Raw genomic sequence first — 25,886 nt, 5'->3', positions numbered from 1 at the left:
TTTCCCCGCTATTCCTCACATGAAGCCCTTGCGGTGTGTGGGTGCTGCTTCGGCCCGCACGGGCCTTCAACCGATTCTGTCGCTCCGCTAAAGTCCGGATGATTCGGATGGCGGCGGGGTGTCATGGTGCACGATCCATGGCAATCTCCCCCGCATGGGGAGGCACCGGGCAGATGATGGGGCGGATGGAAAAGCTGGGTGCAAAAATCTGCCGCAGGGAAGACGCCCCCCTCCGATGGTTGTCGCGCGGAAGGCTGAAGCATCCGCTATGCGCCTCTACCGCGCTGACCTCTCTGGCGTTGATGAGTGGCACGGCCCTGGCCGCCCCGGCTGAGACGGCCAGCGGCGTCGGCTTGGTGGGTCTGGCTGATTTGAGCTTTGCCGCCGGCCATATGCCCGTATTGGCGGGCTTTTCTCTCATGTCATCTCCGGCAGCATGGCTGGCTGTCGCCGCAGGGGCTCTTTTGGCGGGGGGGGGCATGTTTGCGCGGGAACAGCGCCGGGCCCGGCAGGCCCTGATGGCTGCTGACGCCCGTATTGATGAGGCGGAACGACGCGTCGCCCTTGCCCGTGCAGATGCTTATGACGCCCGTGCTCTTCTTTCCCAAAGTGCGCCCTGCGCGCTGATCTGGCTGCGAGGAGAGGGCGATGTGTGCGCCTTTGGTGTGCCGGAGGCAGAGCGGGCTTCCTGGCTGGGGGCGGAAGGAGCTGTGGCGGTGGAAAAGGCCGTTGCCCTTCTGCGCAGTACGGATGGCACGCTGGATCAACCCCTGCGCGCGCCGGATGGGCGCATGTTCCGCCTTGTGGGGCGCACGCTCAATGGGGCGGGCATGGTGCTGGTGCACCCCGGCGCTGCGGAAGGGGCAGGGGCAGTTGTGGATGAGGCCGGGCCATTGCAGGCCGGTTTGCGCGCCGTGCTGGATGCCGCGCCCACGCCCGCCTGGCTGCGCGGTGCAGATGGCGCTTTGCTTTATGCCAACCCGGCCTTTCTGGATGCGGTAGGGGCGTCCTCTCTTGAACAGGCCCGGACGGACGGGCTGGACCTTCTGGATAGCAAGAGCCGTGCCGCCGCCGAAAGCGCAGAGCAGGGCGAGGGTGCCTTCAGGGGGCGTGTGCGAGCTGTGGCCCATGGCCAGCGTCGCCAGATGGATGTGGTGGAAACCGCCGGCCCCTTCGGCATTGCCGGCATGGCCGTGGATGTGACGGAAGAGGCCGCCGCCCGCGCCGAAACCAGCCGCGTGGTGACAGCCCATCGCAATACGCTGGATCATCTCACAACGGCGGTCGCCATTTTCGGGCCGGATGAGCGGCTGGTGTTTCACAACACCGCCTATGAGCAACTGTTCGATTTCTCCCCCGCCTTCCTCGATCAGCGCCCCTCGGACAGCGAAATTCTGGAAAGCCTGCGCACCCGCCGCAAGGTGCCGGAGCAGGCCGATTTCCGCGCCTGGCGGGCCCAGCTTCGTGAGGCCTATCGCGCCCTCGAGCCGGTGAATGACTGGTGGTATTTGCCCGGCAATGAGGTGTTGCGGGTGGTCATCACGCCCAACGCCGAAGGCGGCGTGACCTATCTGTTCGATGATTTGACGGAACATGTTGCGCTGGAAAGCCGTTTCAACAGCCTGAACCGCATTCAGGGTGAAACGCTGGATGGGCTGGCAGAGGCGGTCGCGGTATTTGGCTCGGATGGGCGATTGCGGCTTTATAATCTGGCCTTTCTCAATCTGTGGCAGCTGGATGCGGCCGCGTTGGGCAACAAGCCGCATGTGGATGCGGTAGCAGCCCTGTGTCGCCCGCTGCATGGTGAAAGTTCGGCCTTCTCGCGGATACGCTCCGTGGTGACGGCGATGGAGCAGCGCGAGGCGCAGACGATGCGCCTTGAGAGGCCGGATGGAAAGGTGCTGGACAGCACCGCCCAGCCATTGCCCGATGGCGGCACCATGGTGACCTTCCGCGATGTGACGGACAGTGTGAAGGTGGAACGCGCCCTTATTGAGCGCGCGGAGGCGCTGGAGGCGGCCGACAGGCTGAAGAACGCCTTTGTTGGGCATGTCTCCTACCATCTGCGCACGCCACTCAACACCTTGATGGGCTATGCCGACATGCTGCGTGAGGGCATGGCCGGCCCGCTGAATGAGCGCCAGCGCGAATATCTCGACCATATGCACCATTCCTCGGATCTGCTGCGTGCGCTGATCGACGACATTCTTGATCTCGCGACCATTGACGCAGGTGCGATGGAACTGGAGATGAAGGAGATTGATGTCCGCGAGATGCTGGAAGGGGTGGCCGATGCCATTCAGGACCAGATTCGCGCGGCGGGCGTGCATCTGGCGCTGGATGTGCCTGCGCAGGCAGGCTGTTTCACGGCGGACCCGCGCCGGGTGCGTCAGGTTCTGTTCAATCTTCTTTCCAATGCCATCACCGCCTCACCGCAGGGCTGCACCGTAACACTCAGCGCCACACGGCTTGAGTGCAGGCTGGTTCTGAGTGTGCGGGATGAAGGCGCGGGCGTGCCGCAGGAGCTGGTGGAAACCCTGTTCCAGAGATTTGAAAGCCGCAGCGCCAATCCCGATCATCGTGGGGTGGGGCTGGGTCTGTCCATCGCGCGCTCCTTCATGGAGCTGCATGGCGGCTCTATCCGGCTGGAGCCGGCTGCCCCTGCCGGCACCCGCGCCATTTGTGAATTTCCCCTGAGCGCTGCGCCCCAGCGACAAGAGGTGGCCGCATGAGTGCCTTCATCCAGCGTGTGCCGGGGGCAGGGGGAACCTGCCGTGTGGTGTTGCCGGACCTTGCCGCCACAAAACGGCTGGGCATGATTATCGCCTCCTGGTTCGGGGCGCATGATGTCATCACCCTTTCGGGCGATCTGGGGGCGGGCAAGACGGAACTGGCCCGCGCCATCATTCGTGCCGTGGCGGCGGAGCCGCGCACCGATGTGCCCAGCCCCACTTTTCCTATTGTCATCACCTATGATTTTCCCCGCTTTCCGGTTGTTCATGCCGACCTCTACCGCATTGTGGAGGAAGAGGAACTGGATGAAATCGGCTGGGATGAACTGGCGGATGACGCCCTTGTTCTGGTGGAATGGGCCGATCGTGCCGGCGAGAGGATGCCGCGCAGCTTTCTGGATATCTCGCTGTCTCTTGCGCCGGATATGGGGCCGGAGGCGCGCATTGCGTTACTGACAGGGCATGGCGAAATGGCCGCCCGGCTGGAGCGGCTGCATCTGGCTGAAGTGCTGATTGAAAGCGCCGGCTTTAGTGCGGCCGATCGGGTGTTCATGCAGGGTGATGCCTCACCACGCTCCTATACGCGCCTTGTGGGGCCGGATCGCAGCGCCATTCTCATGAATGCGCCGCCCCGGCCGGATGGTGCCCCTGTGCGGCGTGGCGGGGTGCCCTATAGCCGGCTGGTGCATCTGGCCGAGGATGTGAAGCCCTTTGTGGCAATGGACCGGGCGCTGATTGCGCAGGGCTTCTCCGCACCGTTGATTTATGCTGCGGATATTGAGGCTGGCCTGCTGGTGCTGGAGGATCTGGGCCAGGAAGGGGTGCTGGCCGGTTCTCCGCCCGCTCCGATCCGGGAGCGTTACGAGGCCGCCATGGATGTGTTGGCCATGCTGCACAGCCGCCCCTTGCCGCATATTCTGCATGTTGCGCCACAGGTGGAAAGCCCGCTGCCCACCTATGATATTCGCGCCTTTCTGGCCGAGCTGGATCTGCTGGTGGACTGGTATTTGCCGGCTCATGGCATCTTTCTGGATGAAGCGCAGCACGGTGTTTTTCATGAATTGTGGCGCAAGGCGCTGGCACCTGCTCTGGCAGAACCACGCACCTGGGTGATGCGGGACTATCATTCCCCCAACTTCATCTGGTTGCCCCGGCGTGAGGGGCTGAAGAAGGTGGGGCTGATTGATTTTCAGGACGCGCTTCTGGGCCCAGCGGCCTATGATGTGGTGTCTCTGGCGCAGGATGCACGGGTTGATGTGCCGGAGCAGACCGAGCTTCATCTGGTGAGCCATTATATGCGCAGCCGCAAGACGGCGGACCCGGCCTTCGACATGGCCGGCTTCGCCCGCAGCTATGCGCTGATGGGGGCCCAGCGCGCCACCAAGATTCTGGGCATCTTCACCCGGCTGGACAGGCGGGATGGAAAGCCCGGCTATCTGCGCCACATTCCGCATATGCGCCGTTATCTCGCGCGCGGGCTCGGCCACCCGGATCTGGCGGAGCTGCGGGCCTGGTATGATGAGATTTTGCCGGCGCAGGATATTCCGCCAAAAGATTTGCCAGCAAAAGGAGCCTAGCCGTGACGCAGGCGCGCAAGGTGCAGAACACGAGCCAGAGTGAGAGCGTGCAACCTTCCGGCCTGCCAGGCGGCGCGCGCCCTTTCAGCGCGATGGTGCTGGCCGCAGGGCTGGGTACCCGCATGCGGCCGCTCACAGATACGCTGCCCAAGCCTCTGGTGCCGGTGGCGGGCAAGCCTCTGCTGGATCATGTGCTGGATCGTCTTGCAGAAGCTGGCGTGGCTGAGGCGGTGGTGAATGTGCACTATCTGGCCGATCTGATCGAAAGCCATCTGTCCGCGCGTGAAGGCGCGCCGCATCTCACCCTTTCCGATGAGCGCGATGCCTTGCTGGAAACCGGTGGTGGTGTGCATCGTGCCTTGCCCCTATTGGGAGGGGAACCCTTTCTGGCGATCAATTCCGACACCATATGGGTGGAAGGCGCGCATCCCAATCTGGCCCGTCTGATGGAGAACTTCGACCCGGAGCAGATGGACGCGCTGCTGCTGCTGGCCCCTGTGGCCCTGAGTATCGGCTATGATGGCGCTGGTGATTTTCGTATGGAGCCGGATGGTCGCCTCACCCGCCGGCCAGAACGGCAGATGGCCCCCTTTGTCTATGCCGGGGCCTGTATTTTGAAGCCGGAGCTGTTTGAAGGCGCGCCGGAAGGGGCTTTCTCTCTCAACCGTATCTTTGACAAGGCCAATGAGGCCGGCCGGCTGTTTGGCCTGCGGCTGGATGGTATCTGGATGCATGTCGGTACGCCGGAGGCCATTGCACTGGCGGAAGAAGCCATCGCCAATTCCACAGAATAGCCGGGCTTTGCCCAGCTCCATTCATCCCCGTTATGACCGGATCTGACATGCGGGCTTCCTAGACAGCGGGCAGAAGCCGGTTCGTTCGCGCTTGTGACCCTGCACCGCGTGTTCCGCCCGGAGAAGCTCTGAGGCAGGGCGGTCGATTGGGGCGGCCCGGAAAGAGGTGTTCATGCCGCGCATCCTGACCATTCCGCCTTCGGCTGCCTTCCTGCCCGTGCTGGCGCGGGCTCTGCTGGATGGCACTCTGGTGCCGGGTTTCCGGCCGGATGGAGACCCGATGGCGCTGGCCGGTGTCACCATTTTCGTCTCCACCCGCCGCGCCGGGCGCATGCTGGCCGATACGCTGTTGGAGGTGACGGGCAAGCCGGCCCTGCTGCTGCCCCATATCGTGCCGCTGGGCGATGTGGATGAAGATGCACTGGCCTTCTCGGAAGATGCGCCGGTTCTGGCTGCGCCCCATGCCATCTCGCCGGTGCATCGCCGTGTGGTGCTGGCCCGGCTGGTGGCGGCCTGGCGCGATGCGCTGCGGGAGGGCGAGGGGCGCGCGGCCGTCGCCGCAGGGCCGGCTGCCACTCTGGCGCTGGCCGATGAGCTTTCCCATCTCTTCGATGATCTGACGACAGCTGGTGTTCCGGTGTCGCGGCTGGAGAGCCTCGTGCCGCAGGATCTGGACCCCTATTTTCAGATCAGCCTTGAGTTCCTGCGCATTGCCCGTGCGGCTTTCAGCGGCTTTCTGGATGAGAAGAGCCTGGTGGAGCCCGCCGTGCGCCGCGATGCGCTGATGGATGCGGAAGGCCAGCGTCTAGCCGGTCTGGGGCGGTCTCTGGGGGCGGGCATGGGGCCGGTGATTGCGGCGGGCTCGACGGGTTCCATGCCGGCGACGGCAAGGCTGCTGCGCATCATTTCACGCCTGCCGAATGGGGCGGTGGTGCTGCCGGGGCTGGATATGGAGATGGAGGATGACGCCTTCGCTCTCATCACCGATGCAGCCACCCGTGCGCCTGACCACCCGCAATATGGCATGGCGCGCCTGCTTAAGACGCTGGAGGTGACGCGAGCGGATGTGGGCGTGCTGTCTCCTCCTTCCGCCCATGGCCGAGAACGGCTGCTGAGCGAGGTGATGCGCCCGGCCGAGACATCGGATTTGTGGGCCACCCTGCCGGAGCGTCTGCCGGCGGAAGATGTGGCCGAAGCGATGGCCCGTGTAAGTGTGGTGGCAGCGGATGATCCGCGACAGGAGGCGCTCGCCATCGCCCTGCTGCTGCGCGAGACACTGGAGCGCCCCGGCGAAATGGTGGCGCTGGTGACGCCGGATCGGGATCTGGCGCGCCGTGTGGCGGCGGAAATGGCACGCTTCGGCGTGAAGGTTGATGATTCCTCTGGAACGCCTCTGGCCGAGACGGAAGCCGGGCGTCTCGCGCGGCTCATCACGCAGGTCGCGGCGGAGCGCTGCGCCCCGGTGCCACTCTTCGCTCTGCTGTCCATGCCGCGCGCCACGCTGGGGCTGGAACCGCACGCCAAGGCCGATGCGCTGGCCGCGCTGGAGCTGGTGGCCTTGCGGGGGCCGCGCCCCCGTAGCGGCATAAGTGGGCTGAAGGCGGCGCTGGATGGCTTCCACCCGGACAAGATCCGCAGCAATGATCCGCGGCGACGGGTGGATGAGCCGGCTCTGGTCGCCGCGCGGGATCTGCTGGCGCGGTTGGAGGCGGCTCTGGGTCCGCTGCTGGCTTTGGGTGAACGCCATGAGCCAGTGCCGCTGCCCGAACTGGTCGCCGCGCACAAGGCGGCGCTGGAGGGCATGTGCGGCCCGCTGGATGTGAATGACGAAGATGCTGCCGCCGCCACGCTCGCCCGTGTGTTCGAGGCCGTGGAGCAGGCCGCCAAGGATGGTCCGGCCTTTAGCCTTACGGATTATGCCGATGTGGCCGGCCTGCTGATCGCCGACGCCATGGTGCGGCCGGAAACCAGCCCTGGCGTGTCCCGCGTGCGCCTGCTGGGCCCACTGGAAGCGCGCATGGTGCATCTGGATCGCATCGTGATGGGCGGCCTTGTGGAAGGCATCTGGCCCCAGCAGGGCGAGAGCGATCCCTGGCTCTCCCGCCCCATGCGCGCGGAACTGGGGCTGGCCCTGCCGGAACGGCGCACTGGCCTTTCCGCCCATGATTTCGTGCAGGGGTTCGGTTCGAAGGAAGTGGTGCTCACCTATGCCGCGAAGGTGGGCGGGGCGCAGAGCGTGCCCTCGCGCTTTCTCAAGCGGTTGGAAACGGTGGCTGGCCCGGAACGATGGGCCGAGGCGCGGGATCGGGGTGAGCGCTGGAAGGTGGCGGCCCATGCGCTGGATGCCGCAGAGCCCGTGCCCCGCGCCCAGCGCCCCGCACCCACCCCGCCGCTGGCCCTGCGCCCGCGCCGGCTGACGGTGACGGAAATCGAGACCTTCCTGCGCGATCCCTATTCCATCTTCGCCCGCCATGTGCTGCGCCTTCAGCCGCTGGAACCGCTGGATGCCGCCCCCGGCGGAGCAGAGCGTGGCACGGCGCTGCATGAGGCCGTGGGCAATTTCGCGCGCGATTTTCCGAAGGATTTGCCGCCGGATGCCTATGAGCAGCTCATTGCCCATGGCCGCAAGGCGTTTGCGCCGCTCACCATCTTTCCGGCGGAACATGCGCTGTGGTGGGCGCGGTTTGAGCGTGTGGCGGCCTTTCTGGTCGAGTTCGAGCGGACCCGGCGGGCAAGGCTGGATGCGGTGGTGGCTGAAACGCCCGGCCAGATTGATCTTCAGGTGGGCACGGAAGGTTTCCGCCTTGCCGGGCGGGCGGACCGTATCGAGATCAGGACGGATGGCACGCTGGCCATTCTGGATTTCAAGACCGGCACCGCACCCTCGCGGTCTCAGGTCGCTTCCCTCTCTCCCCAGCTTGTGCTGGAGGCCGCCATGGCGGTGCGTGGCGGCTTTAAGGATGTGCCGGCCCTTGAGGTGTCCGAACTGGCCTATGTGGAGCTGAAGGGCGGCGCGCAGGGCGGCGAGGAAAAAGCCATCTTCTGGAAGGACCGCACGCCCATGGAGGTGGCGGAAGCTGCGCTTTCCGGCCTCATGGGGCTGCTTCAGGCCTTCGAGGATGAACGACAGGGCTATCGCGCGCTGGCCGCCCCGCAATGGAAGGGCCGTTTCGGCGATTATGACCATCTGGCCCGCGTGCGTGAATGGGCCCTTGGCGGGGATGAGGACGAATGAGCGACGCCCGGATGGAAGCATCACCACAAATCTCCTCCCCGCAGGATTCCTCTCCGCAGGCTTCTTCTCCGAAGGCGGAGGCCACCCGCCGACAGGGGCTGGCGTCAGACCCGGCCCATTCCGCATGGGTTTCGGCCAATGCCGGCTCGGGCAAAACGCATGTACTGGCGCGCCGGGTTATCCGCCTGTTGCTGGCCGGCACCCAGCCCTCACGCATTCTGTGCCTCACTTACACCAAGGCTGCGGCGGCTAATATGTCGAACCGTGTGCTGGCCATGCTGGGCCGCTGGGTGAGCCTCTCGGACGCCGAACTGGATGAGGCCCTGCGCGAGACCGATGGTGGCACGCCCACGCCGCAGATGCGTGCGCGCGCCCGCCGCCTGTTCGCCGCCGCGCTGGAAACGCCGGGCGGCCTGAAGATCCAGACTATCCACGCCTTTTGCGGCGGCCTGTTGCATCGCTTCCCGTTCGAGGCGGGGGTGGCGGCCGGATTCCGTGAACTGGATGAGGTGGGCCGTGCCGAGCTGATGGCTCGCATTCGCGAGCGCATCATCATCGAGGCTGCCTCCGATCTGGAGGCGCCGCTGGGCCGCGCGCTGGTGCGGATGATGGAGGATCTTTCCGACGCCGGCATCAGCGCCATGCTGGAAGCGGCCGTGGCGGTGCGCGAGAAGATCGGCTCTCTGGGGCCGGATGAGGAGGCACGCCATGCGGCGCTGGCCGGGGCTCTGGGCGTTCTGCCCCATGTCTCGCCCGCGTCCATCCGTAAGCAGATGCTGGATGGCCCGAATATTCCCTATCATGCCTGGGAGGAGATTGCGGGCACGCTCTCCACATCCGACAAGAAGACCGACAGGGACCGCGCTGCCGCCCTGCTGGCGGCCTATGCCGCAGATAACGAGGAAGAGGCGGTGGCGCATTACACCAGCCTGTTTCTCACCAAGGAGCGCACGCCGCGTTCGGACAGGGCCTTTCTCACAAAATTCATCCAGACCAACCATGCCGGCCTTTATGAAAGCATGGTGGAGGAGCGTGAGCGCATCGTCGCGCTGGAAGGCGAATTACGTGCCGCCGCCATATTGGAGCGCACCGAGGCCGCGCTGACGCTGGGTGCGGAAGCCTGCCGGCGCTATGAGGCGGAAAAGGCCGCGCGGGGGCTTCTGGATTTTGATGATCTCATCGCCCGTGCCTCCAGCCTGCTGAATACGGTGCCCTCCAGCTTCGTGCATTACAAGCTCGATCAGGGCATTGACCATGTGCTGGTGGATGAGGCGCAGGATACCAGCCCCGCCCAATGGCAGGTGGTGCATGGCCTCACGTCGGATTTCTTCTCCGGCGAGGGGGCGCGAGAAGGCGTGACACGCACCATCTTTGTGGTGGGCGATGAGAAGCAGTCCATCTTCTCGTTTCAGGGGGCAGACCCGCGGGCCTTTGGCGGCATGCGGGCGGAATTCATGATGCGCGCGGGGGATCAGGGTTTTCGCAAGGTGGAGCTGCCCCACTCCTTCCGTTCTGCCCCCGGTGTGCTGGAAGCGGTGGACCGGATCTTCGCCGCCGATGCCGCCAAGGCCGGTCTGACGCTGGATGATACCGCACCGGCCCATGCCGCCATTCGCGCTGATGCGCCGGCTCTGGTGGAGATCTGGCCCACCACATGCCCGGCCGAGGTGGAGACGGTGGATGACTGGCGTCGTCCGCTGGATGAGGTGGCGGCGGATGACCCGGTGAACCAGCTCGCCCGGCGCGTGGCGGCTTTTGTACAGGCTGGCATTTCAGCCGGGCTGCCGGTGCCTTCCCGCAACGGGCGGGCGATGCAGGCGGGGGATGTGCTGGTGCTGGTGCGCCGGCGCGGCAAGGCGTTCGAGGCCATCATCCGTGCGCTGAAAGAGCTGAAGACGGTGGCGGTGGCCGGTGCGGACCGGTTGGTGGTGGCCGAGCATATCGCGGCCATGGACCTGATGGCGCTGGGTGATGCGCTGCTCTCGCCGGATGATGATCTGGCGCTGGCCTGCGTGCTGAAAAGCCCGCTGTTTGGTTACACGGATGATGACCTCATCGCCCTGTGTCCGAAGCGTCCGGGCCGGTTGATGGCGGCGCTGCACAAGGCCGGTGAGGATGCGCCCCGCCATGCGGCTGTCGTTCAGCGGCTGCGAACTTGGCGCAAGGATGCGCGCGCGTTGCGGCCGTTCGATTTTTACGCCCGTGTGCTGGGGCGTGATGGCGGGCGGGCGGCCATGCTGGCGCGTCTTGGCCCGGAAGCGGCCGATGTGCTGGATGAATTCATGACGCTGGCGCGCACCTATGAGATGAGCGAGCCGGCCAGCCTCGCCGGCTTCCTTGCCTTTCTGCGGCGCGGTGGGGCGGAGACCAAGCGCGACATGGAGAGCGGGCGCGATGAGGTGCGCGTAATGACCGTGCATGGTGCCAAGGGGCTAGAAGCGCCCATCGTCATTCTGGCGGATACGGTGGATGTGCCGCGCGGACGCAATGATGGCGGCTTTCTTTCCGTGGCGGATGGGCAGGGCCGGGAGATTCCCCTTCTGGCCCCGCGCAAGACGGAAGATACCGAGGCGTTATCGGAAGCGCGGGCGGAGAGCATGGCGCGGGAGCGGGCGGAATATCGTCGCCTGCTCTATGTGGCGCTGACCCGTGCGGAAGATGCACTCATCGTCTGTGGAGCGGAAACCCGCCTGCCGGCAGAGGGGAAAGACCATGCCCGCCCCGAGGGCAACTGGTATGATCTCGTTCTGGAGGCGCTGGAGCCGGAGGCCGCGCGTGTGCCGGCTCTGGGCTTCGAGGGGGACGTGTTGCGCTGGCAGAATGGGGGGCGGCAGGCAGGTGGGCTGAATGTGCCGGATACGGCTGTTCGTTCACACGCGAACACGCAGCCCGGCCCGGAGGTGCGGAAGCCATCTGTTCCACCTGTCACCCTGTCTGAAAGCTTGCCTCCTGAACCGGTGGTGCGCATTTTGCGGCCCTCTCTGGCCGGCAAGGGTGCGGCAACTGGTGCGGCAATCGCCAGTTCAGACGCCATGAATGCTGAAACGCTGAAGGAGATGGCCGAGATTCTGCCGCCCCTGCTGCGTGGTGATCTGGTGCATCGCCTGTTGGCGGGCCTGCCGGATGTGTCGCCGGCAGAGCGGGAGACTGCGGGCTTGCGCCTGCTGCGCCATGCGGCCCATGGCGTGCCTGAAGAGGCGTTGCACACCATTCTGGCCGAGGCTTTGGGGGTGCTGGCTCATGCGCCGCTTGCTCCCCTGTTTGGCGCGCAAAGTCGGGCCGAGGTGGCTGTGGGTGGTGTTTTCCGGGGGGCGGATGGCGCCCGGCTGCATCTCAACGGGCGCATCGACCGGCTGGCCGTATGTGATGAAAAAATTATCGTGGCGGATTTCAAAACAGATCGTCTGCTGCCGGCCCGCGCGGAAGAAATTGCACCGGCACATATCTCGCAGCTGGCCCTGTATGGTGCGGCACTGGAGCGCATTTTTCCGGGCAAACCAGTGGAAGCATGGCTGGTTTATACGGTTGGGCCAACGCTTTTCCGGCTGGATGCCGCCGCGCTTGAGCACGAAGCCGGGCGGCTGATCCCCGCCATATGATGGGCTCACGGCTTGACCATGGGGGGGCGCGTTCTTACGTTCCCTTTCGATTGTTCGGGGTTCTTACCCCCCTGAGAGGTGTGTCATGGCCGTCGAGAAGGTTACCGATCAGAATTTCGAGGCAGAAGTCGTCAACGCCGCGACCCCGGTGGTTGTCGATTTCTGGGCGGAGTGGTGCGGCCCGTGCCGCATGGTGGCGCCGATTCTCGACGAAGTGTCCGGCGAGATGGGCGACAAGGTGCGGATCGTGAAGCTGAATGTGGATGAAAACCCGCAGACGGCGGCGAAGTTCGGCATCATGTCCATTCCCACCATGCTGCTGTTCAAGGATGGCCAAATCGCCTCCCGCCAGGTGGGCGCTGCCCCCAAGGCGAAGCTGGTGCAGTGGATCAATTCCGCCATCTGAGTGGCGGCATTCATCTGCAATGTGAAGCGGGGTGGCACGGCTGTGCCGCCCCGTTTTCTTGTGAGCTGCCGGGCGGGGAAGCGGCGGGCCGTGACAGATTCTGCCGCGGTGGCGCGATAAGGCAAATCGAAGCCAGATCGGGCTTGGTGAACTTTTCAAAGGTGATGTGCGGGGCGGCACCATTGTGGTGGCGGATCTATTTCCACAGGCGGGCAAAGCGAGGGACAAGCTGACAGTGGGTTCGGAGCCTGAAATCAGTCTCGGCACATATCAGGCTGCATTATCAACCAGAGGCGAGGGTCGGTAGGCTGGTGGCGGTTGTGGTGAACTTTCTGGCGCGCCAGATCGTGCCCTTCATGTCTGAAGTCCGGTGTTGGGTTTTGCAGATGAAAATGGGCGGTAGTGCTGATTTTGCCCAATAGCCCGGTGCTGAATGAACTACCGGATGTTCTGTTACCAGCTCTCTGGAGCGCACATGAAAAAAGCCGCGGGCAGGTGCCGCGGCTTTTTCTGATTCTGATGGGTTCTGTTCGCCCGGTAAGCTCACCGCTCGGGGGCGAAAGCCGGTGCGGGGCTGATGCCGGGCAGTTCGGCGCCGATGGGCTCGCGTGCCGGGCGCACCGCTTCTTCCACCACGGCATAGGCGGAGCGGTCAGAAAGCAGGGCGCTGACCATAGCGGCGTTCAGCTTGTGGCCACCGCGATAGGAGCTGTAACGGGCCAGCAGGGGCAGGCCGGCAAGGCCCAAGTCACCCACGGCATCCAGCGCCTTGTGGCGCACGAACTCGTCGGCGAAACGTAGGCCATCCTCGTTCATCACGCCATTGTCATCGAGGCACACGGTGTTTTCCAGCGCCGCGCCACGGGCATAGCCGGCGGCTCGCAGCATCTCCACATCCTTCAGAAAGCCGAAAGTGCGGGCGCTGGCCAGTTCGCGGCGGAAGACGGAAGGCGTCATGGTGGCGGCGAAACGCTGCCGACCAATGGCCTCATGGGCAAAATCAATCTCCACCTCAAGGCGGAAGCCGGCGTCATAGGGGCGCAGCTCGCCGAAGGAGGCGCCATTCTCAACCCGCACAGGCTTGAGCACCTTCAGATATTTGCGACGGTTGGAAAGCGTGGTGAGGCCGACCGAATCAATCGCCTGAACGAACTGGGCCGCGCTGCCATCAAGGATCGGCACTTCCGGTCCGTCGATCTCGACAATGGCGTTATCCAGGCCAAGGCCGGAGCAGGCGGCAACCAGATGTTCCACCGTAGAGACCAGAATGCCGGAACGATCGCCCAGCACGGTAGCGAAATCGGTCGCCTGCACGGACTGCCATGAAACCACGGCCTTGCGCGGGGCGCTATCTGCGAAAGAGCGGGTGAAGACCAGACCAGTGTTCGCGCGCGCCGGCTTCAGGGTGAGGGTGGCCTCAACCCCGGCATGAACGCCTGCACCCTTGAGGGTTACTTCGCGAGCCAGTGTCGTCTGCATGATCGGTACGGTCCCATCTCCGGAAGGGGTGCCTCAAGGCGGCCACACATTCCGTTTTAAACTTGCTCCCGAGGTGGAGAGCCGCAGCGCCCGGTTGGGGCGCGACATATGGCACCTGCGAGATGGGGGCACACTAGTCCGGCGGAGGGCGTGCGCCAAATCACGCTTGCTTACCGCCTGTTACCAATCTGAAATTCAGAATTTGTTATATATAACAAATGACTAAGGCCGGCGAAAACGCCGGCCTTTCGGTTTGTGTAACAGCCTTTGTGAGGCGGAAAAGGTCGAATCGAGCAATGACGCTGACCTTTTCCCGGAGACCTCAGTTCGCCTGACGACGCAGGAAGGCCGGAATTTCGAGCTGGTCATCCTCGTCATGACGCTGCGGTGCGGGACGAGACGGCACCTCGGCCATGGGGCGGGACTGGGGGCGCTTGCCATATTCGGCGTGCGCTTCAGCCGGGCGACCCTGCGGCAGGGTGGGGCGGGCAGCGGGCTGATATTCCGCTTCCTGGGCCCGCATGGCGGGCTGCTCGTGCTGCACCGGCTCATGAGCAGGCTCTTCTTCGCGACGGCCAACATTGGCCAGGCGCTGGAGAAGGGTCATGCGCTTCTTGTCCGGCTGGGGCTGGGGAACCGGCGGCTCGCCACGCTGGGCGCGGATCTGGTTCTGGGCCGGCAGCGGCAGCTCATCCACACGCGGCATGCGCGGGGAACGCGGACGCTCGCTCTGCGGCGGGATGTAGGGCGCGAACTCGTCATCCTCCATCATGGGCGCGGGGGCAGCGGACTGCTCCGGCTCGGCGAAGAAGGAAGGCTTCGGCGCGGCGGTGCGAATGGTCACATCGTCAATGGCCACCGGCTGCGGCTCGTGAGCCGGCTGGGGGGCATAGGCGGAGGGCGCATAGGCATCCATCTGGTGCTGGGCTTCCGCACCAAAATCTTCCATGCCGATCAGGTCTTCGGTGGAGATGCCGGCGACCGCAGCATGGATCTGCGATTCACGGGCAGCCTCAACAGCCATGCGACCGGCATTGGAGGTCTTGCGACCGTGCATTTCCGTCGTGGGCTGGATCTGGTCGGGGATCACTTCGGGGTCGATGCCGGTGGCCACCACGGAAACGCGGATGATGCCTTCCAGCATGTCGTCGAAGGTTGCGCCGAGGATGATGTTGGCGTCCGGGTCCACTTCCTCGCGGATGCGGGTTGCCGCTTCGTCCACCTCGAACAGCGTCATGTCCTTGCCGCCGGTGATGGAGATCAGCAGGCCGCGGGCACCCTGCATGGACACATCGTCCAGCAGCGGGTTGGCGATGGCGGCTTCGGCGGCCTGAAGGGCGCGTTTGTCACCGGAGGCTTCGCCGGTGCCCATCATCGCCTTGCCCATGTCGCGCATCACGGCGCGCACGTCGGCGAAGTCGAGATTGATGAGGCCTTCCTTCACCATCAGGTCGGTGATGCAGGCCACGCCGGAATAGAGCACCTGATCGGCCATCGCGAAGGCATCGGCGAAGGTGGTCTTGTCATTGGCCACCCGGAACAGGTTCTGGTTCGGGATGACGATGAGGGTATCGACGCTCTTCTGGAGCTCGATGATGCCGTGCTCGGCCACCCGCATGCGGCGCGCGCCTTCGAAGTGGAAGGGCTTGGTCACCACACCCACGGTGAGGATGCCCAGCTCGCGGGCGGCCTTGGCCACCACTGCGGCAGCGCCTGTGCCTGTGCCGCCGCCCATGCCGGCGGTGATGAACACCATGTGCGAACCGGAGAGGTGATCGCGGATCTCGTCAATCACTTCCTCGGCGGCGGCCTGGCCCACTTCCGGCTGGGAGCCGGCGCCGAGACCTTCGGTCACGGCCACGCCCATCTGCACCACACGGTCGGCACGGGTCAGGGAGAGCGCCTGGGCATCGGTATTGCCCACCACGAACTCCACACCTGTCAGCCCGGAAGCGATCATGTTGTTGACCGCATTGCCCCCGGCACCACCCACGCCGAACACCGTGATCCGCGGACGGAGCTCACGAATGTCGGGCATTTGAAGATTGATCGTCATGCTGTTTGCTCCGTCGAACCCGGCTCGGCTCAGTGCGTCCCTGAATGAATCTGGCTGACTATCTAGATACGGGTGATTTGGTTAATCTTGTCTAAAAGCTGTCCTTCAACCACCGTCCTACACGGCCGAAATAACCGGCCTGTTCCGCGCCGGCAGCCTGCCGGCGGCGAGGCTCAAAGTGTTCAAGTCCAGCCACTTGCGGGTAAACAAGAAGCCCGGCGGTGACCGCGAAGGCCGAGCCGCGCGCTGCTTCAGGAAGACGAGAAACTCCTAACGGACGGCCGATGCGCACCTGTGGACCGACCGCGCGGGCCACCAGATCGGCCAGCCCCTGGAGTTGCGCCGCCCCGCCGGTGAGCACAATGCGCCGCCCGGCATCTCCGGCATGGCCGGAAGCCTTGAGGCGCTCGCGAATCAGTTCCACGATTTCCTCGGCGCGCGGGCGCACGATGGTGACAAGGCGGGACTTCGGCACCATGTTGGCCTGGTCGCGCGGATCGCCGGAAAGCGGCGGCACGGTGAGCATGTCATGTTCATCGGAGGAGACGGCGACCACCGCGCCATGCAGCGCCTTCATGCGCTCGGCATCGGAAAGGCGGGCCGGCAGGCCGCGCGCTACATCATTGGTGATGTGTTGTCCGCCCAGAGCGACCCCGTCCATATAGACGCAGTGTCCACCCTGCACGATGGAGAAGGTGGTGGTGCCGGCCCCCATATCAATGAGGGTAACGCCCAGTTCCATTTCATCATCGGTGAGGGAGGAAAGTGCCGCTGCATAGGGCGAGGCCACCATAGCCTCGATGGAGAGGTGACAGCGCTCCACGCACAGCACAAGATTTTTCAGGGCGGTGAGGTCTGCGGTCACCACATGCATATTGGCGCCCAGCTCCTTGCCCAGCATGCCGCAGGGTTCGCCAATGCCGGAGCGGCCATCCAGCGAATAGCCCACCGGCAGTGCATGCATCACGGCCCGGCCATCGCCCACCCCATAGGTGGAGGCGGCTTCCAGCACGCGGCGAATATCGAACTCCTCCACCGCCGGGGCGGTGAGGCGCACGCTGGCCTCATAATGCTGGGAGGTGAGGCGGCCGCCGGAAACACCAACAATGACAGAGGCGATCTGCACGCCGGAGGCGCGCTCGGCCATATCCACCGCCTGGCGGATGGCGAGTTCGGCCTTGGCCATGTCCACCACGGCCCCGCCCTTGATGCCATAGGCGCGGGTATGGCCGATGCCCAGCACGTCGATGGCATGGGTGCGCCGGCGCAGCACATCGGAAGGCCCGCGCGGCTTCAGCCGGGCGATGGCGCACACCACCTTGCTGGTGCCGATATCCAGCACGCCGACAATACCGCTCTTGCGGGGCGGAATGGGGCGCATCTTGGGGGCAAAACCCTGAGCGAGCCGGGACCTCATGCTGGGCCTCCTTTCTTCTTCTTTGCTTTCAGCGCTTCGGCGCGGGCCGCGGCAGCAGCGTCAGACAGGCGCACCGCCACCCTGTCGGGCAGACGCAGATCAATGATGGTGATGTCACGGGTGAGAAGCTGCTTGTCCCGGTCGAGCGCCATAAGTTGCATCATGGCGTCCTCGAAGCCGTTTTCCGGCAAGCGCACATCAATGCCGTTGGTCATCTTGAGGGTCCAGCGCCGGTCGGCCACGCGGATGGCGGCGCGCACCTGGTTCTTCAGGTCCGGCAGGCGGGCGAGAGCATCGACGATCTCCTCCACCTTGTCCTGTGCGCCTTCACCCACCACGATGGGCAAATGCACATAGCGCGGATCATCTGAATAAGGGGCAATGGGCGTGCCGTCGCGGGCGATGACCCTGATCTCGCCATTGACCTGCCAGAGCGCATAGGCCTGCCGCTCCGTGATGGCGATCTCGATCCGGTCTGGAAACAGTTTGCGCACGCTGGCGGACTGAATCCACGGCATGGCCTCCAGCCGGTTGCGCATGTCATCGGCATTGACGAACAGGATGGAGGTGGACGACTTGATACCGGCCGTCTTCAGGATGTCTCGCGGGGTGACGTGATTATAGCCGGCCAGCTTGACTTCCTTCACCTGGAAGCCGGCGACATTGGCCACGGCGTCGGCCATGTCGAGGCCGATGGTCTTGGTGTCTTCCACATGGCCGCCCAGCGAGACGCCGAGGGCCACGAATCCGCCAATGACGGCGGCGGTGAGCAGCCCGGTGCCATGGCGGCCCAGACGCGAGGCGGAAAGACGGACGGTGAGCCGGCGCAGCAACAGTGCGGAGCGGCTGGCCGGGCGCGGTTCTGGCGGCAGGCGCTTGTGGCGGCCGGGGGGGATGTGGCCCGGCGCTGGGCGCTGGGCCTTTTGTGCCGGGCGAAAAGCGCCCGCTGGCGCCCGCTGGGACGGGCCGGGGTGCGCCCCATAAGTTGCACCATGAGGCGACGCCCCGTGAGGCGGCTTCTGCCCCGGTGCAGTCCGCCGGGGGTCTACCGATCCAGGGAAGCGTCCTCCACCATCCATGTCACAAGCTCGCCGAATGAAATGCCCGCATGGGCTGCCAAATCTGGCACCAGCGAGGTCTCCGTCATGCCGGGCTGGGTGTTCACTTCCAGGCAGATCAGGCCGGAACCATCTGTTCTGGACGGGTCGAAGCGGAAATCCGACCGGGACACCCCCCGGCAACCGAGAGCTCGGTGCGCCGTTAGGCTTAACATCCGCACTTTCTCGTAAACGTCAGGTAAAATACGGGCCGGAAGAATGTGACGAGAGCCGCCGGGCGCATATTTGCTCTCGAAATCATAGAAGGGCTGGGTGGCCTCAATCTCGATGACGCCAAGGGCCTGGTCACCCAGAACGGCACAGGTGAGCTCCAGGCCGGGAATGAATTCTTCCACAAGAAGTGTTTCGCCGAAGGTCCAGTCCTCCTGCGTCAGCTCCTGCGGCGGATGAGCCTGCCCCTCGCGCACGATGAACACGCCGAAGCTGGAACCTTCCGCCACGGGCTTGAGCACATAGGGCGGGGCCATCACATGGCCCTCGGCCGCCTCAAGGCGGGAAACCGTGCGGCCGTTGGCCACCGGCACGCCAGCGGCGGCCAGCGCGATGCGCGCCTGCGCCTTGTCCATAGCCAGCGCCGAGGCCAGCACGCCGGAATGGGAATAGGGAATTTGCAGAATTTCAAGGACGCCCTGAATGACGCCATCCTCGCCGGGCGTGCCATGCAGCACATTCAGCGCCACATCCGGCTTCAGGCGGGTGAGCACTTCGGCGATATCCCGGCCCACATCCACGCGGGTTACCTGATAGCCTGCTGTCTCCAGCGCGGCCGCGCAAGCCGCCCCTGAACGCAGTGAGACATCCCGCTCCGAGGACCAGCCACCCATCAGCACTGCCACATGTCTGGCCATTTGCGCCTTCCTGCTCTTGATCTGTCGCGACCTGTCCGTCGCGGAAAAATGTCGCGAAACTGCGGTCAGCCCAGCATGGCCGACCCGCCTTGCGCTTTTGCTAATGCCGTGACGATGCGGCAGAAGAAGGACGCGGATCAGAGGGCAGGCCAGAGCAGGTGGCTGTTCAGCCGGCTCTTCAGGGGCTCAGTCTTGCAGAGGCAGGCCGATGCGGCGGATTTCCCAGCGCAGCTCGATGCCGGATTGCGCGCGCACGCGCCGGCGCACCTCTTCCCCCAGCCCTTCGATATCGGCTGCGGTGGCGCCGCCCAGATTCACCAGAAAATTCGTATGCAGCTCGGAAACCTGCGCCCCGCCCATGGTGAGGCCCCGGCAGCCGGCGGCGTCCACCAGTTTCCAGGCGCTGGTGCCGGGCGGATTGGCGAAGGTGGACCCGCCGGTGCGGCTCTTGACCGGCTGGGAGGCCTCGCGGCTCTGGGTGATGCGGTTCATCTCTTCAGTGATGGCGGCGGCATCGCCGGGCGTGCCGCGAAACACGGCGCGCGTGAAGATGACATCATCCGGCACGCCGCAGTGCCGATAGGAAAAGCCCATATCGGCAGAGGTGAAACGCAGGGGCGCGCCGGAGCGGGAGAGGCCGTGCGCCTCCACCAGTATATCCTTCACCTCACCGCCATAGGCCCCGCCATTCATACGCAGGGCTCCGCCAATCGCGCCGGGAATGCCGCGCAGAAAGGAAAAGCCGGCGAGGCCGGCTTCGGCGGCGGCGCGGGCCACCTTTACATCGGCTGCCCCTGCGCCGGCGGTGATGGTGTCGCCCTCGACCGTAATATCGCCGAATGCCTTGCCCAGACGAATCACCAGCCCCGGCACGCCGCCATCCCGCACGATGAGATTGGAGCCCAGCCCGATGGGGGTGATGGGCATGTCGGCCGGTAGATGCGCGAGCAGCAAGGCGAGGTCATTGCTATCTGTCGGCTCGAACAGCAATTGCGCCGGGCCGCCGACCCGGAACCATGTGAGCGGGGCCAGCGGTGCATTGGCTTTCAGCGTGCCGCGCAGTCCGGGCAGGGCGGCTTTCAGTGCCGGTGTCAGATCGGCAAAGGGGGCGGGCTGATGAGCGTCTGCACGGCGGGTGGCCTCGGTCATGGTGGCCTCGGTTATGGAGCGTGTCCGTTATGAAACGTATCCGTGGGTTGCGGCAAAAGCCTCTCCCACATGGTGGCCTCAAGGGCAAGGCGTTCTGGCGTCAACCCGGAAGGGAACAAGGCCCGGTTGGCGAGGGCCGGTCAGGAAACACCGGCCCTCTTCCTGTGTCTTCAGATGCGATCCAGAGCCTGGGTGAGATCCGCTATCAGGTCATCCGGGTGCTCCAGCCCCACCGAGAAGCGCATCAGCCCGTCGCTGATGCCCATTTCTGCGCGCGCTTCAGGCGTGAAACGCTGATGGGTGGTGGTGGCCGGATGGGTAATCAGGCTCTTGGTGTCCCCCAGATTGTTGGAAATGCGGATGATTCTGAGTGCGTTCATGAAGCGGAAGGTTTCATCCTTTCCACCCTTCAGGGCAAAGGTCACCAGCGTTCCGCCGCCGGACATCTGCCGCCGCGCCAGCTCATATTGGGGGTGATCCGGGCGGAAGGGATAGAGTGCCTTTTCCACGCGCGGATCTGCCGCCAGTGCATCGGCGATTTTCGCCGCGCTGGCCTGCATCCGCTCCACGCGCAGCGAGAGGGTCTCCAGTCCCTTCAGCATCACCCAGGCATTGAAGGGTGAAATGGCGGGGCCGGTCTGGCGCAGGAAGGTTTGCAGATGCTCATCCATGAAGGCGCGTGAACACAGCACCATGCCGCCCAGGCAGCGGCCCTGCCCATCCACATGCTTGGTCGTGGAATAGACCACCACATCCGCCCCCAGTTGCAACGGATGCTGAAGCAGTGGGGTGGCGAACACATTATCCACCACCAGCTTCGCGCCAACACTGTGGGCGATTTCGGCCACGGCGCGGATGTCGATGATATCCAGCGTAGGGTTGGTGGGGCTTTCCAGCAGGCATGCTTTGGTATTGGGGCGGATATTGTTGCGCCAGGCGTCAAGATCGGTGCCGTCCACGAGGGTGACCTCCACACCAAAGCGCGGCAGCAACTCATCCAGAATCCATCGGCTGGAGCCGAACAGCGCATGGGCCGCCAGCACATGGTCTCCGGCGGAAACCTGGCACAGCAGCGCGGCATGCACCGCCGCCATGCCCGATGCCGTGGCGCGTGCCGCTTCAGCCCCCTCGATCAGCGCCATGCGCTGCTCGAACATTTCCGTGGTGGGGTTGGCATAGCGCGAATAGACGAAGCCGGGCTCATCGCCCTTGAAACGGGCTTCGCAGGATTCGGCATTGTCATAGACAAAGCCCTGCGTCAGAAAGAGCGCTTCAGAGGTCTCGCCAAAGCCGGAGCGGAGCGTGCCGCCATGCACCAGCCGGGTTTCCGGGTGCAGGGTGGCGGGGTCTGCCGGAACGAATGTGGACGGTGTGCGGGTGGTATCAGACGCCGAGGACATGGATGCCTCCATTGGAAGGCCGGGTCACGGGCAAAGCTTGCCTGATTGCATCAAAGACGCATATGCAGGGCAATTCGCTCATCCCGGCCTTTTAGCTCATGAATTTTAACGTGGCAGCAAGCCGGCCGGCTCCAAATTCACCACGAGCAGGGTCAGATACGTCCGTCCTCTGGATGACGTCAAGGGTTTCGTTCGATAAAACGAACGGTGTGATCGGAAGAACGGTGAGGGACAGGTGATGGCAACGCGCGGGGCGGAAATTGCAAAGCCGGGAATTTTGCCGGCCGAGGCTATAGCGGCCCTGAAGGAAGGGGGGCAGATCACCTGTCGCCGGGCGCTGGATGAAGACCAGATCCAGCCGGCCAGCCTGGATCTGCGTCTGGGCCGCACCGCCTGGCGCATCCGCGCCAGCTTCCTGCCGGGCGAGGGCATTTCGGTGAAAACCCGCCTGAAGGATCTGGCGCTTCACCAGCTTGATCTTTCCGGTGGCGCGGTGCTGGAAACCGGCTGCGTCTATCTGGTGGAGCTGTCTGAGCATATGAAGCTGCCGGTGGATCTGGCCGCAGCGGCCAACCCCAAAAGCTCCACTGGCCGGCTGGATGTGTTCGTCCGTGTGATTACCGATGGCGCGCGGGCGTTCGATACCATTCCTGCGGGGTACAAGGGCCCGCTTTATCTGGAAATTTCCCCGCGCACCTTTCCCATATTGGTGCGCACCGGCTCGCGCCTCTCGCAGGTGCGCTTTCGCCGGGGGGTGGCGCGGTTGAGCGATCTGGAATTGCTGAACCTGCAATCCGCCGAGCGTCTCGTGGATTCCGACAAGCCGGATGTTGCCGCTGGCGGCATTGCGCTGGGGGTGGATCTGGCCGGTGATGCCTGGGGTGGGTTGCAGGGCTTTCGCGCCAAGCGCCATGGCGGTGTGGTGGATGTGGACCGCGCTGGCGTGCTGGATGTGGAGGATTTCTGGGAGCCTATCCGCGTGCGCCCCGGCACCACCGGGCAACTCGTGCTGGACCCGGATGCCTTCTACATTCTGGCCTCGCGCGAATGTGTGCATGTGCCGCCGGATTATGCGGCTGAAATGGTGCCCTTTGATCCGCTGGTGGGCGAGTTCCGCGTGCATTATGCGGGCTTCTTCGATCCCGGTTTCGGCCATGCAGGGGCGGGCGGCCATGGGGCACGGGCGGTGCTGGAGGTGCGCTCACGCGAGGTGCCCTTCATTCTGGAACATGGGCAGACCGTGGGCCGCCTCGTCTATGAGCGCATGGCGACTCGTCCGGGCGCGCTTTATGGCGTGGAGCTGCATTCCCACTATCAGGGGCAGGGGCTGAAGCTCTCCAAGCATTTCAAGGCCGTAGGCTGAAGCGGCGCTAGCGTCGCTCCGGCCGGTCGGCGTCAATAGTGTGCTCGCGCTTCCAGGGTGTCTGGTCGCGCAGGCCCACGCGCAGCTCGCGCAGGGGCCGCATCAGCGCATCCGAATAGGCCAGATAATCCGCCACCAGCGGCAGCGAGGCTTTCACCGAAGGGTCATCTGCCATGCTGAGGGCGGTGGAAATGGCGGCGTCCAGCGCTGGAGCTGCCGCCGCCGCACCGCCCTGCGCGGCATCATGCAGGGGCTCTTCCAGAGCCGCAGCGCTGGCCAGTTCCAGCGCGGTGAGAGTACGTGAGCGGGCGGCCTCCAGCACCGGCAGAATCTCATCCTTCACATCGGCGTCGGACAGCCGGTGGGCGGTATCCTCCAGCAAAGCGAGATAGGTCACCACCACATCCAGCGTGGAAATCAGGTTCACTACATCGCCCGCCGAATGGCCGAAAATGTTTTCCGCGCCGAGCGTCGGCAGGCTCAGATCGAAGGCGCGCACCATCTGTGCCAGCGGGCCAACCGGCTCGGGCTGGCCACGGCGGGGCCACCATGTGGCGAAAATATCCTGCCCGCGTTTGAGAATATCGTGCAGCTCCGGCCGCAACTGATCGGTCAGATAGACCGGCAGTACGAGGAAGGAGACCGCCAGCGCCACCAATGCGCCAATGATGGTTTCATAAATGCGCGCCAACATGCCGTCTGCGCCGAGGCCGGAAATCAGATACAGGCCCAGCACCACGGAAAAACCGATAGCGGCCGAGGCGACATCATAACGGTCCTTCTGGGTGATGATGGCGATGGTCTGCGCCGCCATGCAGGCCCCGGCCAGCAACCAGATATATTCGCCCAGGCTGAGAAACACCGCCATGCCCAGCAGCACGCCCACCAGCGTGCCCAGCGTGCGATAACGCACCCGCATATAGGTTTCGCCCACGCTGTTGCCGAGCACGAACATCACCGTCATCGTCGCCCAATAGGCATGGTCGAGGCCGAAGACGAGATCCAGCCCGGTGGTGAGGCTGGTTGCGACCAGCCCCTGAATGGCCACCTTGAGCGGATCGGAAAGGGTGCGTCGTCCATCTGGCCCGGCGATCAGAAGCGGGGTGGGGGGCAGGGGCGTGCGCCCGGAGAAGTTGCCCGTGCCGAACAGAAACCGCCTGTTCTGCATGGCGGCCATGGCGTCCACCACCAGCACGAGCCGTTCGAAGGCCGTGAGTGCGCGCAGCAGGGCAAACCGGGTTTCGGCTGGCAGTTCCGGGCAGAAGGCGCTTTCGCGCAGCCGTTCAAGGGCGCGGGCGAAGCGCTCCTGCCCCGGCAGATCGTGCCGGTCCAATGCCTCCAAACGGCGGGCGAGATAATCCGTGGCTGAGGCGAAGGGGCGTCGCCAGCCCGTGGGGTCGGTATTGCGGTCTCCGAGAATGGGGAGATGTTCGGCACCCGGCGTATCGGGCACGCAGCCGGCCAGCAGTTCTACCGCGACCCGCAGGCGATAGAGCTTGGCGCGCAGCGCCTCGAAGGCATCCTGCGCCTGCGGCGCTTCGGCTATGGCATTGGCCAGCGCGGCCCACACCTGCCCGCGCAGGGCTTCCACCGGCAGGGCTGCTGTTTCTGGAAAAGGCCGGCCCTCGCGCACGGCCTCGGACATTTCACGCAGATAGGCCGCCACTGCCGCCTGCATATTGTGCGTGGAATCCAGATAGGCATCCACGGCTGAAGGCCGCCAGGGAGACAGGCGAATGAGAGCGCCAACCAGCGCGCCCTGGCAGAAGGCGGCAATCAGCCAGAGTGCTTCCTGATGCGTGGGCTGCAACACCGTGCCAACTGTCGCCACCATGATGAGGGCCAGCCCCAGCCGTTGGCCGGGCATGCCCCAGCGCCGCAACAAAAGGGCGACGACCGAAAGGGGAATGAGCAGCAGTTTCTGGATCAGCTCATTGGTTTCCCCCGCTCCCGGCCCGATCAGGGCCAACAGGATGAGAAAGGCCAGCGCTACGCTGAAAACACGCGCCATGTTGCGGGCTTCAGCTGCGCGGCTGGCGCCGGGGGTGAAGGAAATCATCGCCAGTACGCCGGCACCAGCCATCAGCGGGAAGGTGATGGCCATGGCTGGCACGAACAGCGCCGCCGTGATGGAACCCGTGCCGATGACAATGAGAAAGCACAGCGCCAGATGCACGGCGCGTGCTGCATCCACTCCACCCGGATCATGATGAGCGCGCCATACCGCAAGCCGTTCCAGCAGTGGACGGCGTTGGGAAAAAGTCACCTTCGGAGGGTGCAGGGGCATGACGACGGGTCACCTTTAGGGGGCCAGGGGCATGTCTGAGGCATCATGTCTGAGGCATGTGCCTTCATGCGCCTCTCGGGTGAGAAGGTCAGCGGGGCAAAGATCAGTGGGGCAAAGGTCCGCGGGGCATGTGCCATGACACCATGAAAAAGGCACCTGTGTGGCCATGGCAAGGGGGAGGGGAGAGAAAGAGTTCAGAAAACAGAGCGGGTTGCAGAATATGGGGTGGAGATGTGCACCAGGCGGCTGACAGGGGGCCTGCGGGCCATGGCGACAGGGCGCGGTTCACTGCGATGAGGCTTTCAGATCTGGGATGAGGTCGCCATCTGTCATGTTTCCGCCACCCTGTCCGGGCGTATCCTCAGGTTGGCTTTATGCTGCCTCTGGCCAGTGTGGCTTCAAACTTGCCACCATATGTTTTAAGCG

15 protein-coding genes and 1 riboswitch are annotated in these 25,886 nt (G+C 64.7%); of the genes, 7 read left to right on the top strand and 8 right to left on the bottom strand.

Annotated elements, in window-relative coordinates:
• Positions 1-137: 137 nt before the first annotated feature.
• The 6 genes from ACT6QH_RS04890 to trxA all read left to right on the top strand — a co-directional run bounded on the left by ACT6QH_RS04890 (position 138) and on the right by trxA (position 12,343).
• The gene (locus ACT6QH_RS04890) at positions 138-2,732 is read left to right on the top strand and encodes a PAS domain-containing sensor histidine kinase (protein ID WP_444973692.1); all 2,595 of its coding nucleotides are present in this window, start codon (positions 138-140) and stop codon (positions 2,730-2,732) included.
• Complete coding sequence (gene tsaE / locus ACT6QH_RS04885; protein WP_444973691.1) at positions 2,729-4,309, top strand: tRNA (adenosine(37)-N6)-threonylcarbamoyltransferase complex ATPase subunit type 1 TsaE; 1,581 nt, start codon at positions 2,729-2,731, stop codon at positions 4,307-4,309. Before ACT6QH_RS04890 ends, tsaE begins: the two co-directional genes overlap by 4 nt.
• A gap of 92 nt (positions 4,310-4,401) precedes the next feature.
• The gene (locus ACT6QH_RS04880) at positions 4,402-5,103 is read left to right on the top strand and encodes a nucleotidyltransferase family protein (RefSeq protein ID WP_444973793.1); all 702 of its coding nucleotides are present in this window, start codon (positions 4,402-4,404) and stop codon (positions 5,101-5,103) included.
• A gap of 172 nt (positions 5,104-5,275) precedes the next feature.
• Positions 5,276-8,338, top strand: a complete 3,063-nt coding sequence (addB, locus tag ACT6QH_RS04875) for a double-strand break repair protein AddB (protein ID WP_444973690.1) — start codon at positions 5,276-5,278, stop codon at positions 8,336-8,338.
• Entirely contained in the window at positions 8,335-11,937 is a 3,603-nt protein-coding gene (addA, locus tag ACT6QH_RS04870; RefSeq protein WP_444973689.1) for a double-strand break repair helicase AddA, read from the top strand. The genes addB and addA overlap by 4 nt, the downstream gene beginning before the upstream one ends.
• An 85-nt stretch (positions 11,938-12,022) precedes the next feature.
• Positions 12,023-12,343 carry a thioredoxin gene (gene trxA / locus ACT6QH_RS04865; protein WP_444973688.1) on the top strand — a complete coding sequence of 107 codons (321 nt, stop codon included), beginning with the start codon at positions 12,023-12,025 and terminating at the stop codon, positions 12,341-12,343.
• A gap of 543 nt (positions 12,344-12,886) precedes the next feature.
• Here the strand turns inward: trxA and lpxC are convergent.
• The 7 genes from lpxC to ACT6QH_RS04830 form a co-directional block, all read right to left on the bottom strand.
• On the bottom strand, positions 12,887-13,822 hold the full coding sequence (lpxC, locus tag ACT6QH_RS04860; protein WP_444973687.1) for a UDP-3-O-acyl-N-acetylglucosamine deacetylase: 936 nt from the start codon (positions 13,820-13,822) through the stop codon (positions 12,887-12,889).
• Between the two features lie 322 nt (positions 13,823-14,144).
• Positions 14,145-15,878 carry a cell division protein FtsZ gene (ftsZ, locus tag ACT6QH_RS04855; protein ID WP_444973686.1) on the bottom strand — a complete coding sequence of 578 codons (1,734 nt, stop codon included), beginning with the start codon at positions 15,876-15,878 and terminating at the stop codon, positions 14,145-14,147.
• A 91-nt stretch (positions 15,879-15,969) separates the two neighbouring features.
• Positions 15,970-17,295, bottom strand: a complete 1,326-nt coding sequence (gene ftsA / locus ACT6QH_RS04850; RefSeq protein WP_444973685.1) for a cell division protein FtsA — start codon at positions 17,293-17,295, stop codon at positions 15,970-15,972.
• Positions 17,292-18,374: a cell division protein FtsQ/DivIB gene (locus ACT6QH_RS04845; RefSeq protein WP_444973684.1), complete on the bottom strand. Its 1,083-nt coding sequence runs from the start codon at positions 18,372-18,374 to the stop codon at positions 17,292-17,294. Before ACT6QH_RS04845 ends, ftsA begins: the two co-directional genes overlap by 4 nt.
• Positions 18,341-19,261, bottom strand: a complete 921-nt coding sequence (locus ACT6QH_RS04840; protein WP_444973683.1) for a D-alanine--D-alanine ligase — start codon at positions 19,259-19,261, stop codon at positions 18,341-18,343. Before ACT6QH_RS04840 ends, ACT6QH_RS04845 begins: the two co-directional genes overlap by 34 nt.
• A gap of 186 nt (positions 19,262-19,447) precedes the next feature.
• Positions 19,448-20,410: a UDP-N-acetylmuramate dehydrogenase gene (gene murB, locus ACT6QH_RS04835; protein ID WP_444973682.1), complete on the bottom strand. Its 963-nt coding sequence runs from the start codon at positions 20,408-20,410 to the stop codon at positions 19,448-19,450.
• 170 nt (positions 20,411-20,580) lie between these two features.
• Positions 20,581-21,810, bottom strand: coding sequence for an O-succinylhomoserine sulfhydrylase (locus ACT6QH_RS04830; protein WP_444973681.1), 1,230 nt, complete (start codon positions 21,808-21,810; stop codon positions 20,581-20,583).
• 71 nt (positions 21,811-21,881) lie between these two features.
• Positions 21,882-21,964: riboswitch (SAM riboswitch) on the bottom strand.
• 84 nt (positions 21,965-22,048) lie between these two features.
• On the opposite strand from ACT6QH_RS04830, the gene ACT6QH_RS04825 reads away from it, so the two are divergent.
• Positions 22,049-23,173 (top strand): 2'-deoxycytidine 5'-triphosphate deaminase, encoded by a 1,125-nt coding sequence (locus tag ACT6QH_RS04825; protein ID WP_444973792.1) that lies wholly within the window; start codon positions 22,049-22,051, stop codon positions 23,171-23,173.
• Positions 23,174-23,180: 7 nt separating this feature from the next.
• Here the strand turns inward: ACT6QH_RS04825 and ACT6QH_RS04820 are convergent, their stop codons facing one another.
• Complete coding sequence (locus ACT6QH_RS04820; RefSeq protein WP_444973680.1) at positions 23,181-25,460, bottom strand: FUSC family protein; 2,280 nt, start codon at positions 25,458-25,460, stop codon at positions 23,181-23,183.
• Positions 25,461-25,886: the final 426 nt, after the last annotated feature.

Source organism: Haloleucobacter albus (genome assembly GCF_052492075.1).
Note: the sequence above shows the minus strand (reverse complement) of the source record. Positions and strands in the feature narration are given on the sequence as shown.

Coding starts and splice junctions, on each gene's coding strand:
- ACT6QH_RS04890 (WP_444973692.1), top strand. CDS start 138: ATGGCAATCTCCCCCGCATGGGGAGGCACCGGGCAGATGATGGGGCGG.
- tsaE (WP_444973691.1), top strand. CDS start 2,729: ATGAGTGCCTTCATCCAGCGTGTGCCGGGGGCAGGGGGAACCTGCCGT.
- ACT6QH_RS04880 (WP_444973793.1), top strand. CDS start 4,402: ATGGTGCTGGCCGCAGGGCTGGGTACCCGCATGCGGCCGCTCACAGAT.
- addB (WP_444973690.1), top strand. CDS start 5,276: ATGCCGCGCATCCTGACCATTCCGCCTTCGGCTGCCTTCCTGCCCGTG.
- addA (WP_444973689.1), top strand. CDS start 8,335: ATGAGCGACGCCCGGATGGAAGCATCACCACAAATCTCCTCCCCGCAG.
- trxA (WP_444973688.1), top strand. CDS start 12,023: ATGGCCGTCGAGAAGGTTACCGATCAGAATTTCGAGGCAGAAGTCGTC.
- lpxC (WP_444973687.1), bottom strand. CDS start 13,822: ATGCAGACGACACTGGCTCGCGAAGTAACCCTCAAGGGTGCAGGCGTT.
- ftsZ (WP_444973686.1), bottom strand. CDS start 15,878: ATGACGATCAATCTTCAAATGCCCGACATTCGTGAGCTCCGTCCGCGG.
- ftsA (WP_444973685.1), bottom strand. CDS start 17,295: ATGAGGTCCCGGCTCGCTCAGGGTTTTGCCCCCAAGATGCGCCCCATT.
- ACT6QH_RS04845 (WP_444973684.1), bottom strand. CDS start 18,374: ATGGATGGTGGAGGACGCTTCCCTGGATCGGTAGACCCCCGGCGGACT.
- ACT6QH_RS04840 (WP_444973683.1), bottom strand. CDS start 19,261: ATGGCCAGACATGTGGCAGTGCTGATGGGTGGCTGGTCCTCGGAGCGG.
- murB (WP_444973682.1), bottom strand. CDS start 20,410: ATGACCGAGGCCACCCGCCGTGCAGACGCTCATCAGCCCGCCCCCTTT.
- ACT6QH_RS04830 (WP_444973681.1), bottom strand. CDS start 21,810: ATGTCCTCGGCGTCTGATACCACCCGCACACCGTCCACATTCGTTCCG.
- ACT6QH_RS04825 (WP_444973792.1), top strand. CDS start 22,049: ATGGCAACGCGCGGGGCGGAAATTGCAAAGCCGGGAATTTTGCCGGCC.
- ACT6QH_RS04820 (WP_444973680.1), bottom strand. CDS start 25,460: ATGCCCCTGCACCCTCCGAAGGTGACTTTTTCCCAACGCCGTCCACTG.